General features: G+C 32.5%; 12 protein-coding genes. 11 read left to right on the top strand and 1 reads right to left on the bottom strand.

Going from position 1 to position 13,880, the window contains the following annotated elements:
* Position 1 precedes the first annotated feature (1 nt).
* The 9 genes from AC4BBX_RS08745 to AC4BBX_RS08785 all read left to right on the top strand — a co-directional run bounded on the left by AC4BBX_RS08745 (position 2) and on the right by AC4BBX_RS08785 (position 10,249).
* Positions 2–2,023 (top strand): YIP1 family protein, encoded by a 2,022-nt coding sequence (locus AC4BBX_RS08745; protein ID WP_490453482.1) that lies wholly within the window; start codon positions 2–4, stop codon positions 2,021–2,023.
* Complete coding sequence (locus tag AC4BBX_RS08750; RefSeq protein WP_490453483.1) at positions 2,020–4,278, top strand: DUF5696 domain-containing protein; 2,259 nt, start codon at positions 2,020–2,022, stop codon at positions 4,276–4,278. The genes AC4BBX_RS08745 and AC4BBX_RS08750 overlap by 4 nt, the downstream gene beginning before the upstream one ends.
* A complete protein-coding gene (locus AC4BBX_RS08755) occupies positions 4,275–5,135 on the top strand; it encodes a carbohydrate ABC transporter permease (protein WP_490453484.1) in 861 nt (286 codons plus the stop codon). Before AC4BBX_RS08750 ends, AC4BBX_RS08755 begins: the two co-directional genes overlap by 4 nt.
* 17 nt (positions 5,136–5,152) lie before the next feature.
* Complete coding sequence (locus AC4BBX_RS08760) at positions 5,153–6,142, top strand: carbohydrate ABC transporter permease (protein ID WP_490453485.1); 990 nt, start codon at positions 5,153–5,155, stop codon at positions 6,140–6,142.
* Positions 6,143–6,207: 65 nt separating this feature from the next.
* Positions 6,208–7,830: a glycoside hydrolase family 13 protein gene (locus AC4BBX_RS08765; RefSeq protein WP_490453486.1), complete on the top strand. Its 1,623-nt coding sequence runs from the start codon at positions 6,208–6,210 to the stop codon at positions 7,828–7,830.
* 250 nt (positions 7,831–8,080) lie between these two features.
* Complete coding sequence (gene rpsF, locus AC4BBX_RS08770; RefSeq protein ID WP_490453487.1) at positions 8,081–8,380, top strand: 30S ribosomal protein S6; 300 nt, start codon at positions 8,081–8,083, stop codon at positions 8,378–8,380.
* A gap of 46 nt (positions 8,381–8,426) precedes the next feature.
* Entirely contained in the window at positions 8,427–8,951 is a 525-nt protein-coding gene (gene ssb, locus AC4BBX_RS08775; protein WP_490453488.1) for a single-stranded DNA-binding protein, read from the top strand.
* Positions 8,952–8,975: 24 nt separating this feature from the next.
* A complete protein-coding gene (gene rpsR, locus AC4BBX_RS08780; protein WP_490453489.1) occupies positions 8,976–9,215 on the top strand; it encodes a 30S ribosomal protein S18 in 240 nt (79 codons plus the stop codon).
* A 353-nt stretch (positions 9,216–9,568) separates the two neighbouring features.
* A complete protein-coding gene (locus AC4BBX_RS08785; RefSeq protein ID WP_490453490.1) occupies positions 9,569–10,249 on the top strand; it encodes an Abi family protein in 681 nt (226 codons plus the stop codon).
* Between the two features lie 559 nt (positions 10,250–10,808).
* Here AC4BBX_RS08785 and AC4BBX_RS08790 read toward each other — a convergent pair.
* Entirely contained in the window at positions 10,809–11,711 is a 903-nt protein-coding gene (locus AC4BBX_RS08790) for a LysR substrate-binding domain-containing protein (RefSeq protein ID WP_490453491.1), read from the bottom strand.
* Positions 11,712–11,859: 148 nt separating this feature from the next.
* On the opposite strand from AC4BBX_RS08790, the gene AC4BBX_RS08795 reads away from it, so the two are divergent.
* The gene (locus AC4BBX_RS08795) at positions 11,860–12,828 is read left to right on the top strand and encodes an ABC transporter ATP-binding protein (protein WP_490453492.1); all 969 of its coding nucleotides are present in this window, start codon (positions 11,860–11,862) and stop codon (positions 12,826–12,828) included.
* The gene (locus AC4BBX_RS08800; RefSeq protein WP_490453493.1) at positions 12,818–13,879 is read left to right on the top strand and encodes an ABC transporter substrate-binding protein; all 1,062 of its coding nucleotides are present in this window, start codon (positions 12,818–12,820) and stop codon (positions 13,877–13,879) included. The genes AC4BBX_RS08795 and AC4BBX_RS08800 overlap by 11 nt, the downstream gene beginning before the upstream one ends.
* Position 13,880: the final 1 nt, after the last annotated feature.

Below are 13,880 nucleotides of genomic sequence, written 5' to 3' on the forward strand. Positions count from 1 at the left end.
TATGAAAAAAATAAAAAAGATATTACTTTTGCTATTACTAGTCATAATTACTTTACAAGGAAAAATAACTATTTTTGCAGATGAAATTCCATATTATACATTTACTAGTGATAGCCAAAATGAATTATTACGAACGCAAACTGCATATACTCCAAAGACGAAAATTAGTACTCTTAATGGACAAAGATTAAAAGTCCCTGAGCATATTTTTGTTGACAAAGATGATTATATCTATATTACCGACAGTGATTTGAATAAAATTTTTATTTTAGATTCGACATATAATTATAGTGGTGAGTTAGCAAGTAATGAATGGGCAACAGCTAAAAGTACTTTTGTTTCTGAAGATATAATTTATGTTGTAGATGATTCTGATGCTAAAATTTTATTGTTTGACAAATTTAGTCATGAATTATTAGATACTATTGGTACACCAGATTCTCCAGTATTTAAAGAAGGTTATGCTTTTAAACCTACTCATATAGCTGTAGATGTTCGTGGAAATATATATGTTAGAGGTACGGAATCAAGTAACGGTTTAATGATGTTGAATCGAGAAGGGGAATTTATTACTTTTTTCGGTGCAAATACAATTAATGTTCCACTTCTAGATCAAGTTCGTTCCATTTTCTTAACAGAAAAACAAAAGAGAGATTTAGGGACTTTTTTCCCAGATATTATTTCGAATGTTGCCGTTGACAGTAAAGGTTTTATTTATACAGCAACATCTTCAATTGAAAAATCCCCAGTAAAAAAATTCAATGTCTCAGGAAAAAATTATTTTTCTGACGACCTTATTGGTGATTTTAATATGGAAAGTATTTGGGCAGGTCAATATGATAATATTTATGCTCTTACATCAGATGGTTGGATATATGAATATGATTCTCAAGGGAAATTATTATTTATGTTTGGTGGAAATGATGTGAACTCAAGTCGTTTCGGAATATTGAAACGTCCGATTAGCATTGCTTCAAATTCTCTGGATCAATTATTTGTGGTTGATCAAGGTTCTGCGAACATTCAGGTTTATGATCGAACTAGTTTTTCAGATGCTGTTCATCGTGCGATGGAGAGTTACCAATCAGGAGACTATGCTAAAAGTCAATCTCTATGGGAATACACTTTGCAATACAATTCTGTCTATGATAATTCACGAATTGGTCTAGGAAATGCCTTTACTCGTGAAGGTGAATATACGAAAGCTCTGGATGAATTTTCTTTGGCCCAAAATAATGAAGGAATTTCTGAGGCATTTTGGGAGATACGTCAAGTTTGGTTGTCAGAAAAATTAAATGTTATCTTTACAATTTTTTTATTAATCATAGTTCTTTTCTATTTTTATCGCTTTTTTAATAAGAAATATGGATACTCGAAACGATTAAAATCTAAACTGAGTCCTCTAAAAAATTATAGATTTATTGATAACTTTTTATTTATATTTGAGTTCAATAAATCACCTTTAGATGGTATTTATGAAATCAAAAAAACAAAACGTGTTTCAAAATTTTTCACAACATTTTTATATTTAAGTTATATTTTACTCTATCTTTGTTATTACAAATTTTCAAATGTTATTTTTGTTCCTAGAGACCAATTTATAGCTTATCAACTATCTATCGTAATATTCCTATTTATCTTGTGGATTGCTTCTACGTATTTAATTTGTTCAATTAGTGATGGAGAGGGTACATTAATTCAAACTTATAATGGAGTAGCATATGCTATGACACCATTACTCTATGTTATGCCAGCGGTAATATTATTTAGTAATGTATTAACATTAGAACAGTCAGTATTTTATTATCTACCCCAAGTTTTGATGCTCGTGTGGATTATAGGGTTGTTTTTCTTTATGATTAAAGACCTTCATAATTATGAGGTTGGTGAAACAGTTAGTATTATTTTAAAAAGTATCTTCACAATGTTGATTATAGGGATTTTCATTTTTGTTCTCTATACTCTAGGAAGTCAATTAGTTGGATTTGTTGTTGATATTATAACCGAGGTGAGAAGACGTTGAAGAAAAAAATACAGAATACAATTTTTATTGTTTTGTTTATCGTAATAGGTATTATCTTCTTTTTCTCAATTAGTCGAACAGAAAAAGTAAGTGATACAAAGATAATTGAACCTAATTTTGAAAAAATTGTAGTCAATGATCAATTAGGTGTAATAACAACGGATAACAAAAGTGAAGATATTCCTACTTCCTTTAAAAAAATAGCTGAAAATGACCAATTAGAACTATTCGTTGAGGAAGAAACTATAGCAATTGCTATAGTTGATAAAACAAGTGGAACGGTTTGGGCATCGTATGATACTGAGTCAGATTTAGCTGCCGATGGATATAGCCAAGAGATTATTAATTATATTCAATCAGGAATTTCAATTACAACTTATGATGGAAATACTCCAAGCAGACGAACTATTTTAGATGCTGGTGTGGAAAAAGAAATTCAGCAGAAACAAAATGGAGTTATAGTAACTGTTGACTTTACTCTTCAAAAAATCAAATTTGACGTTTCCATATCAATTCAAGGTGGAGATTTATTGGTCCATATTCCTGCAGACAGTGTAGAAGAATATAATGAAAACCTAGGAAAGACTGGCAAAAATAATACCTATTTAAATCAAATTACAATATTTCCATTTTTAGGAAGTACTGAAGGGCAAGAAAATGGTTATGTTGTCATACCTGACGGAGCGGGTGTTTTAGTAAATTTAAGTGACATACCGAAATCTAGTGATGGATATTCTGGATTTGTTTACGGAAAAGACAATGGATATGAAAATAATCCTAAACAACGAAAATTTTCATCAAAACCATTGGAGCATGTGACTTTACCAATCTATGGAATTATTCATGATGAAGGTCACAAAGGATTATTAGTAATTGCAGAAAATGGAGAAAGTTATGCAACGTATAACTATCGTCCAAAAAATACTGATACTAGATATTATCAGTCTTATTTTACTTATACCTATCGTACAGTTTATGCACAACTTCAAAGTCGAGTTAACCAAGATCAATTTCTTTTAGATTATCAAGAAAAACCTAATTCTTTTGATTTAGTTCAGCGTTATGTGTTTTTAGAAGAGCAGGCTGATTATGTTGGAGTAGCAAAGAAATACCGTTCATTTTTAGAAAAGAAATATGATTTTGAAGATTCGAAGAAACAAAATGATAACCAAATACCTATGAAAATAGATTTCATAACTAATGAAATGAAGGAAGGTAGTCTAGGCCTTGAAGAAGTTGTATTAACAACTTATGAGAATGCTGCAGAAGTTGTTAATCAACTTCAAGAAAAAGGTTACACAACTCTAGATATTACATTTAAAACTTTTAATAAAGAAAAATGGCAATATGGAATAAATTCGTTCAATAGTCTAGGAGGTAAGAATAAATTAAGAGAGGTATTGGATGGTTTTAAACGTGATAACGTTGATTTTAATTATTATGTTGACTATTCAAAATCCTATTTTAATGATACTCAATTTGCTGCTTACAAGATGAACAGAAGTACTTTTACTATTCTAAATAGTGAAAATGAGATGCTGGCATATCTAAATAATCCGAAATATTATTCGAATTTTATAAAAAAAGATATAGAGTTTTTGAATGATTTTTCAATTGACTCATTAGCAGTAGATGGTTTGAATACGAATATCTTTACTCATTTTGATCAAGATAACTTTACAAATAGTCTAACAAATATGGCGAATACATCTCATTTACTGGAATACCTTACTGAAAATGAAATAAAAATCAGCCTGTATTCACCAAATGCATATTTATATCCTTATTTGAACAAGCATTTTGATACACCATATTTTTCATCAAACCTTTCTTTTGCTGATGAAACAGTTCCATTACTACAATTGATTCTGAGTGGTCAAACAGAAATGTATTCAACTTATTTGAATAATGCATCAAATGACCAGAAAACAGCATTAAAATTGATTGAATTTGGTTTATACCCTAGTTTCTTAATGACAGATGAATCAGCATACAAATTAAAAGAAACTCCATCTAACAATATTTCGGTATCGGAATATAGATATTTAGAAAATCGTATGGAAAATTACTATCAATCAATTAACTCTGTATTATCAGAAGTTATAGGTGAAGAGATGGTTGATCACAAAATTGTTGAAGAGGGTATCGTTAATATTAGGTATAGTAATGGAAAAACTATATGGATTAATTACAACGATCGAGATTATAAAAATGAAGAAATTGAGATAGAAAGAAAAGGAGTGATCGTTAAATGAAAAATATAAGTATGCAAAAGAAAAAAGCTTTGACGGGTCTCCTTTTCGTCTCACCTTGGATAATAGGTTTTCTTCTTTTAGTAGCCTATCCGTTCTTTCGAACAATATCTTTTAGTTTTAATGATGTTTCTTACGGAATTAGATCGGGTTGGAGATATAGATGGGTTGGATTAGAAAATTACAGTCGAATTTTATTTCAAGATACGGATTTTATTGTGGAATTACATGATTTTCTTGTCTCAACAATTGTCCAGGTTCCTGTGATTGTTTCATTGTCAATAATGATTGCAGTATTATTGAATCAGAAAGTTAGTGCCAATTGGATATTTCGTCTAATTTTCTTTTTACCTATTATCATCCTAAGTGGAAAATTAATAATGAATATGCAAAATTATGGTGGATCTAGCTTTACATCTAATCGTATTGTCATGGATATACTCCAAACAATCATACCTTCAGAAGAAATTGCTATTGTAATTTTGGAATTATTTGAAAAAGTAACCGAATTATTATGGTATTGTGCGGTACCTATTCTCATTTTCCTTGCATCTTTACAAAATGTAAATCCAAGTGTATATGAAGCTGCTTCTATAGACGGAGCTTCACCATGGGTTACTTTTTGGAAGATAACATTACCTACGATTTTTCCTCTAGTAAATGTTTGTGTTGTTTTTGTGGTTGTATTTTTAGCTAACTTTGAAGCTAACCCTATAATATCTATTATTTTAGAATCAACTTATGATGGTGCTAGAAGAGAAGGGTACGCCTCTGCGATGTCAATTATATATACATTTTTCCAATTGTTATTAATTGGTATTTTATATTTTTCATTGCGTAGTAGGAAAAAGAGAAGCTAAATATGAGGAGTGTAATTATGGATAAAGAAATTTCAAAAGAAAATAAATCGTTATTTTTTTGGTATAAAAATAACAAACTTCGAATGAAGAAAAAAATCTTAGGTTCAACTCTCAGTGATGGTATTTTAGGAAAGTCTACAATCTATATTGTTCTGGCAATTTTTGGATTTGTCTTCCTATTTCCTCTTTTGAATATGTTAGCAATTAGTTTTATGTCTAATCTTGATTTGGCAAACAGTACAATTGAATGGATTCCTTCTGAGGTGTATTTGACGAATTATAAATTGGCATGGCGTGCTTTGCGTCTACCAGGCTCCTATTTAACGACAATATTTGTGTCGGCTTCAGCAACTTTCGCGCTTATCTTGTCATCATCTGTAATCGCTTATGGATTAGCCAGATTTAAGTTTCCATTTAAGAATTTAATATTTGCTTTAATTCTTTTTACCTATTTAGCTCCGAAAGTTTTATTTTTTATTCCTAGATACCAAATTTTTTCAAGAATGGGTTTAAACGGGAATATCGGCTCTTTGATTCTACCTGGAATATTAGGGCAGGGAGAACAAGCCGCACTCTTTATTTTGATTTTTTATCAGTTTTTCAAAATGATACCAACTGCTCTAGAAGAAGCTGCATTTTTAGATGGAGCAGGAGCATTCAAAACTTTTTTACGAATTGCTTTACCTATGGTTAAACCCGCATTCGTAATTGTAGGAATATATGCTTTTTCTTTATATTGGAATGAAACCTTGATTACATCTTTTTATTTAGAAGGCAATGTTCCCACTGTTCCGATTTTACTAAATTCACTGGAAAGTTCTTTTCAAAATGTAGTACAAAATACAAGTCAATTTGGAGATCCTAGTGTTAATCCTAATTTAAGTTATACTGAAGCGATTGTTTTCTCAGGGACAATATTAAGTATTCTTCCGATGATAATTTTTTATCTATTCGTTCAAAAATGGTTTGTAGAAAGTATTGACAAGTCAGGAATTACGGGAGAATAGAATAATAAATAGAAGGGTATTCTTCTTTTAAATATTTGAGAATATTCATAGAGGTGATTATTAATATGACAAAACATTGGTGGCAAGAGGTCGTGGTTTATCAAATTTATCCACGTAGCTTTAAAGATAGTAATGGCGATGGAATTGGTGATATCCGTGGCATGATTAGTGAATTAGATTATTTACAAAATTTGGGGATTGGTGCGATATGGCTATCACCCGTTTATCAATCGCCGAATGATGACAATGGCTATGATATCTCCGATTATCAAGCGATTATGGATGAATTTGGAACGATGGATGATATGGATGAATTTATAGCCGAGGCAAATAAACGCGACATCAAAGTGGTGATGGATTTAGTAGTCAATCACACTTCTGATGAACATCGTTGGTTTATCGAAGCGAAAAAAGGACAAGACAATCCTTACAGAGATTATTATGTTTGGGCAGATCCAGCAGAAGATGGTGGCGTTCCTAATGGCTTACGTTCAACTTTCTCAGGAACGGCTTGGGAATTGGATGAAACAAGTGATCAATATTATTTACACTTATTCAGTAAAAAACAACCCGATTTGAATTGGGAAAATCAAGAGATGCGCCAAGCAGTTTATGACATGATGAATTTTTGGATTGATAAAGGGATCGGCGGTTTCCGAATGGATGTGATCGATTTAGTCGGAAAAATTCCAATGGAAGGAATTACTGGAAACGGTCCGAAGTTACATGAATATTTACAAGAAATGAATCAAGCCACGTTTGGCAATCATGATTTATTAACGGTAGGTGAAACTTGGGGAGCCACACCAGAAATTGCTAAATTGTATTCCAATCCTGAACGCAAAGAATTATCAATGGTCTTCCAGTTTGAACACATCGGCTTGGACCAACAACAAGGTAAAGAAAAATGGGATTTAAAACCTGTTGAAATTGCCGAATTAAAAACGGTTTTAGCCAAATGGCAAACTGAACTAGGTAATGAAGGTTGGAACTCTCTGTTTTGGAACAACCATGATTTACCCCGCATGCTTTCTCGTTGGGGGAACGACCAAGAGTACCGTGTGGAAAGTGCCAAGATGTTAGCAATTCTTTTACACATGATGAAGGGCACTCCTTATATCTATCAAGGGGAAGAAATCGGGATGACCAACACGGCTATTACCGATATTTCTCAAGCCAAAGATATTGAAACAGTGAATATGTACAACGAACGATTAGCGCAAGGTTATGAAAAAGAAGATATCATTGCGTCAATTAATGCCAAAGGTCGAGATAATGCTCGTCGTCCAATCGCTTGGACAGCCAATCGCAATGGAGGCTTTACCGAGGGTACTCCTTGGTTGGCTTTGAATAAAAATTACCAAGAAATCAATGTCTCCCAAGCCTTGGCAGATAAAGACTCCATTTTTTATACCTATCAAAAATTGGTTCAACTACGTAAAGAGCATCCAATTATGATTTGGGGCGAGTTTGAATTAATGACTACTCAGGATGAAGTGTTCAGTTATATTCGATCATACCAAGGTGAACGATGGTTAATCGTGACTAACTTCTCAAATAATAACCAATCTTTCTCTTCAGTAGAGCAGGTAGCAGAAGTTCTAATTCAAAATACAGCAGATGAAATTACCTCTTTAGCAGACATGGAACTTACTCCTTGGCAAGCATTTGTGGTGAAATTGAAATAAAGATAAAAAAGACAATCGTTTTGGTTGTCTTTTTGTTTGAAAAAAAAATCAACTTTTATTCTATATAATAAAAAAAATCGCCATTTTTTGCGTAAGTAAGAGTGAAATCAAATTCATTCAACAATCATGAGAAATAACTTGCATTAGTTGGGATAAAAGTGTATAATTTGTGTTTGTGAGTAGTCTTAGACGACCACTCTCTGCTCCTAACAAAGATTAGGGGCCAAAGTCCATAGGGAGGTGAAAATCAATGGAAAACACGAAATATGAAATTCTTTATATCATTCGTCCGAACATTGATGAAGAAGCAAAAACTGCTTTAGTCGAACGTTTCGACGCAATTTTGACTGATAACGGAGCGGAAGTTCTTGAGTCAAAACTTTGGGAAAAACGCCGTCTAGCGTATGAAATGAATGGATTCCGCGAAGGTATCTATCACATCGTTAAAGTTTCTGCTCCATCAAGCGCAAGTGCAATCAACGAATTTGATCGTCTTGCTAAAATCAACGACGATATTATCCGTCACATGATTGTTAGAGAAGAAGCATAAAACTTGTTTCACGTGAAACAAAATAACGATGAAGGGATGATGAATTTTGATTAATAATGTTGTATTGGTCGGAAGATTGACAAGAGATCCTGATTTACGCTATACCGCTAACGGTACAGCTGTAGCAACTTTCTCATTAGCTGTGAATCGTAACTTTACGAATCAAAGTGGAGAAAGAGAAGCCGATTTTATCAACTGTGTTATTTGGAGAAAACCTGCAGAAACGATGGCAAATTATGCCCGTAAAGGTACATTGCTAGGAGTTACAGGCCGTATCCAAACTAGAAACTATGAAAACCAACAAGGTCAAAGAGTTTATGTTACAGAAGTTGTTGCAGACAACTTCCAATTGTTAGAGTCTCGTTCAGCAAATGAACAGCGTCGTGGCAATGATAGTGGAGATTATAGTTCAAATAATCAATCTAGCTTCGGCAGCAATAACAACAACTTTAATCAAAATAACAGTCAATCATCTCAACCATCAAGCGGAATGCCGAGCTTTGATCGAGACAACTCTGATCCATTCGGAGGCTCGACACTAGACATTTCAGATGATGATTTACCATTCTAAGAAATTTGATAGGAGGGAAATAGGATGGCACAACAAAGAAGAGGCGGACGTAAACGTCGTAAAGTAGACTATCTTGCAGCAAATCATATCGAACATGTTGATTATAAAGATCTTGAATTGCTAAAAAGATTTATCTCAGAACGTGGTAAAATTTTACCTCGTCGTGTAACTGGTACTGGTGCTAAAAACCAACGTAAATTAACAGTTGCAATCAAACGCGCACGTATCATGGGATTACTTCCATTCGTAGGCGAAGAAAACTAATTCATTTAAATTATAGGCTGAATCCTTATCTGATAAGGGTTCAGCTTTTTTGTTTGGTTAGAATTTAAAATTTAGACTAAGTTTCCATCTGATTGAGTAAAGATATCAAAATGATAAGACTAGTTGCATAGAACAATAGCTCACAAACTATAAATGTTGTGATATAAGATCAACAGGAGTGGATACGAAGTCATGTTGAAAATAAAAATTACGAGAATAATTTGGTAAAAAAATTTTAATGGCTTGCATTCTTATGAACAATGATTAATCATAATGATACTAGCACTTGTATCGTTCCCTGTTTTTTTAAACAAAGCGTTACGAGTCTTTTTTTTTTTTTTAGGAGATAATAAATGGATAAAAAAATAGAAAATTTTAAAGCTACAATTGATGAAGATAAAAAGATGAAACCATTTTGTACTATAAATGAGCTTATAAAAAAATTAGAATGTGCTAAAGTTAATCCATTGACTTTTAACGAAAACGAGAGATTGTTTGCTGAAGAATTTTTTACATATACGAACTATTATTCTTTTTCGATCTATCGAAAACATTTACCTAGCATTGAAGAAAAAATATATTCATTTTCAGATTGCATGATTTTGTATGATTTTAATATGTTTTTGAGATCCGAGCTTAATAGAATAACAGGTCAGATAGAATTAATGTTGAAATCATCATTTTTAAAAAGCTTATGTGAAAATTATTCTGGGGATTTGCAAAAAGGTGAATGTTACCTAGATTGTGAAATATATGCTTCTTTCGATAAATTTATTGATGAGAAGAGTGTTATAAATAATCGAGTTCAAGATAGAATAAAGACTTTGCCGATTTCACATCATATAGAGTACAAAAATGGTGAAATTCCTTTCTGGGTTATTGTGCCAGAACTTACATTTGGGGAAATGACGGGTTTTATTTCATCTGTTAGAGAAGATATAAAAGTGCAGTGGATAAAAGATTCATTTTTATCATTAAATAGAATAAATAAAAATATTTATAGTGATGAAATCATAAAGAAAATGTTTGGTTAGTTTTCTTCAACTTGGTACATCAGAAATGTCTGTGCTCATTATGGTAGATTATACAGAAATAATTTTAATATTGGATCGCCAAGTATTTTTTCAGAAGATTTTCGCAAAATAAAGAAATATGGAAAGAAAAAAACGCATAACAGAGATTTATTTGCATATATGATGGCTATGAAGAATATACTTACTTTTCATTCTTTGACTGTACAAAGTGAATGGAATGGATTTTTGGAAGGTATAAAAATTTGGATAGAAGAAAACCCTGAGATAATTTTATTGAAAAAAATTGGCTTCACAGAAAATTGGAAAGATGTACTCATTATAAAATAGAGAAAGTATGTCTTTGTAGATATGAAGAAAATTGTTTTAAGTTAATTAAAAATCTGAACCCTTATGTGATAAGAGTTCAGATTTTTTTAATTGAATAGGGTCAATGTATATAGATACTTATTTTGTTACTAATTATTTATATAACTTATTATATCTTTGTTCTGATTTATCGTAACTATTTATGTTTTTTTCCATAAATATAAATGTAGACAATATCACTTTATTCCATATCTCACACCCCCAACTCCAACTTCTCCGTAATCTCATGCAATTTTCTTTTAAAATTCTCTCCAATGGCATTGTCCATGACTTCTTTATTTCGCACTAAATAAATGGTACGAGTGAGATCGAAGGTCGATAAGTCTTTGCTGGCTAATGAATGGTTGGCAAGTTCTTCTTGAACTAAATATTCGGAAATAAAGGCAATCGTTTGTCCATATTCCAGAATTTTTTTCATGGTGGTAATTGAATCTAATTCAATTCGATTTAAATCTGTGATTGGACAACCTAGCCACTGTTCTAAAAGGAATTTACTAGAGCTCTGTTTTTCATGGAACAGGATTTTTTGATTTAAAATATCGGCTTTTTGGATACTTTCTTTTTTGTTAAATGAATGGTTATTGCCAAAAACTAATTTCAAACGGTCATTTCCGATCTTTACATAGTTCAATTCAGGATGTTTTTTTGGAGACCCAATTAAAATACCATAATCTAATTCAAAATTTGCGACCATTTCTTCGATTTCTGGTGAGGTAGAGGAGGTCACAGATAATTGAATTTGTGGATAATCGGTAGAAAAACTATGAATGATTTCAGGAACAAAAATTTGATTGGCTAACCCACTGACACCAATTCGAAAAGTTCCCCGTACTCCTTGGTGATTGGATTGAGCAAAATAAAGTAGTTCATCCTGTAAATGAACAATTCGTTTGGCGTAGCCGAAGATGATTTCTCCTTGAGAGGTTAAGATAAAATTCCCCATCTTTCGATAAAACAGTTGTACACCTAATTCTTTTTCTAATGATTGAATGTGAAAAGACACGGTAGAAGCAGTGATATTCAGCACTTTTGCAACTTCAGTTCCTTTTTTTAGTTCGCTTAATTTACAGAAAACCAATAATTTGAAATAGTTCATTTTCTCTGCATTCCTCTCTAAAAGTAAAAATTCGAATAATTGATAGACTATTTCTATTTTATCTTAATTATTTTGATTTAAAGTTAACAAAACGTTAACTTTAAATCAAAATTCATCAAGTATGATTGTTTTTGAGGAGGATAATCAAATGACGATTCAACTAAATAATATAAATAAGAGTTACGACCATAAAACTGTTTTACAAAATATTAGCCTCAAATTAGATAAAAAATTTACGACGATTCTCGGAGAATCTGGTTGTGGGAAAACAACCTTACTTAAAATTATTTCTGGTTTAGTTCAACCGGATGGAGGAGAGATTATTTTTGATGATCAAACGGTTTTTTCAGATCAACAAAAAATCAATATTCCACCAAATCAACGAAATTTAGCAATGGTTTTTCAAGATTTTGCTTTGTGGCCTCACATGACCGTTTTTGAGAATGTGACCTACAGTTTAAAAGGAAAGAAAAAAGAAGTAACTAAACAAGTTATGGAAGCCTTACGCTTGGTGAATTTGGAAGAGTTTGCTGAACGAAAGCCAGGTGAATTATCAGGTGGACAACAGCAACGAGTGTCTTTGGCTCGCGCAATTGCACCAAAACCAAAAGTGATTTTGTTTGATGAAGCCTTGTCTGCTTTGGATGCGGTCTTGCGAGAGCGAATGCAAACGGATATTGTTCAATTGCTAAATCAGACAGACAGTCAAGCAATTTTTGTGACTCATGATCAAAATGAAGCGATGTCGATGTCGGAAGAAATTATTGTGATGGAAAAAGGACAAGTCAGTCAAATTGGTACACCAAATGAGATTTACCAAGAACCAGCCAATTTATATGTGGCTCATTTTATTGGGAAAATCAATCAAGTACAAGATGATTTGTTTATCCGTCCAGAATACATTCAAACGTCTCAAACCAATCAAGCAGATTCAAAAGAACAGTTAACCGTCACTCTCAGTCAATTTACCGGACAACACTATATTATTCATGGAAAGCTTCAGCAGTTTTCTTGGTTGTTCTATGCAAATCAACCTTTTGAAAATGGTTCTACGTGTGATATTTATTATAATAAAAAACATTTAACAAAAATCGGAGGAAATAAAAATGAAATTTAAACAACTAGGAATTCTTTTATTTGGTGCATTGACATTAGCGGCATGTGGAAATGGAAATAGTAATGAAACAAGCAATACAACGAATGCCTCAGAATCTGAAGCAACAGAAGCCTCTTCAGTAGTAGAAAACACTGATTCGATTGAAGGCAAAGAAATTACGGTTTATTCCGCAGGTCCCAATGGTTTAGCAGAAAAAATTCAAACAGCCTTTGAAGAAAAAACAGGGGTAAAAGTCAATTTATTCCAAGGAACAACTGGAAAAATTTTAGCAAAACTAGAAGCCGAAAAAGGCAATCCAATTGCTGATGTTTTGGTATTGGCTTCCTTAAGTTCAATGGATAGTTTAAAAGAAGCGGGTGAATTACAAGCTTATTCAGAAGCAATCGGCAAAGAAAATATTAATACGGATTGGATTGATGCAGATGATTTCTACTTTGCTTACAGTGCTTCAGCTTTAGGAATCGCTTATAACACAAACAGTGTAACAGAGCCACCAAAAGACTGGTCTGACTTAGGAGATGCTAAATGGAATGGGACTTTCAACATGCCTGATCCAACACTTTCTGGTTCTGCACTAGATTTCATTTATGGATATACAACAACAGATGCAGGATGGCCAACAATCGAATCTTGGTTTGATAATGGCTTACAAATCATGGGAGCCAATAAAGAAGCTTTAGATGCGGTTATCACTGGCGAAAAAGATATCACTTTATCTGGTGTTGACTACATGACATATAAAGCAAAAGCAGATGGCGAACCAGTCGAAATCGTATATCCGACAAGTGGAACTGTGGTTAGTCCACGTGCTGCTGGTATTACAACTACTTCAAAAGAAGTCGCTGCCTCTCAAGCTTTTATTGATTTCCTTTTATCTGATGAAGGTCAACAATTAGTAGCTGACGCTTACCTATTGCCAGGAAATAGTGACATTCCAGTTAAAGACCGTGTTGCTATAGATGAGATTGACCAAATCCATGTTGACTGGACTGGTTCAGAAGCAAAACAAGTGGAAGTATTAGAACAATTTACTGATATTAGCGAGAAGTAGG

The sequence above is a fragment of the Enterococcus sp. AMC1157 genome, assembly GCF_058216555.1.

Coding starts and splice junctions, on each gene's coding strand:
- AC4BBX_RS08745 (WP_490453482.1), top strand. CDS start 2: ATGAAAAAAATAAAAAAGATATTACTTTTGCTATTACTAGTCATAATT.
- AC4BBX_RS08755 (WP_490453484.1), top strand. CDS start 4,275: ATGAAAAATATAAGTATGCAAAAGAAAAAAGCTTTGACGGGTCTCCTT.
- AC4BBX_RS08760 (WP_490453485.1), top strand. CDS start 5,153: ATGGATAAAGAAATTTCAAAAGAAAATAAATCGTTATTTTTTTGGTAT.
- AC4BBX_RS08765 (WP_490453486.1), top strand. CDS start 6,208: ATGACAAAACATTGGTGGCAAGAGGTCGTGGTTTATCAAATTTATCCA.
- rpsF (WP_490453487.1), top strand. CDS start 8,081: ATGGAAAACACGAAATATGAAATTCTTTATATCATTCGTCCGAACATT.
- rpsR (WP_490453489.1), top strand. CDS start 8,976: ATGGCACAACAAAGAAGAGGCGGACGTAAACGTCGTAAAGTAGACTAT.
- AC4BBX_RS08785 (WP_490453490.1), top strand. CDS start 9,569: ATGGATAAAAAAATAGAAAATTTTAAAGCTACAATTGATGAAGATAAA.
- AC4BBX_RS08790 (WP_490453491.1), bottom strand. CDS start 11,711: ATGAACTATTTCAAATTATTGGTTTTCTGTAAATTAAGCGAACTAAAA.
- AC4BBX_RS08795 (WP_490453492.1), top strand. CDS start 11,860: ATGACGATTCAACTAAATAATATAAATAAGAGTTACGACCATAAAACT.
- AC4BBX_RS08800 (WP_490453493.1), top strand. CDS start 12,818: ATGAAATTTAAACAACTAGGAATTCTTTTATTTGGTGCATTGACATTA.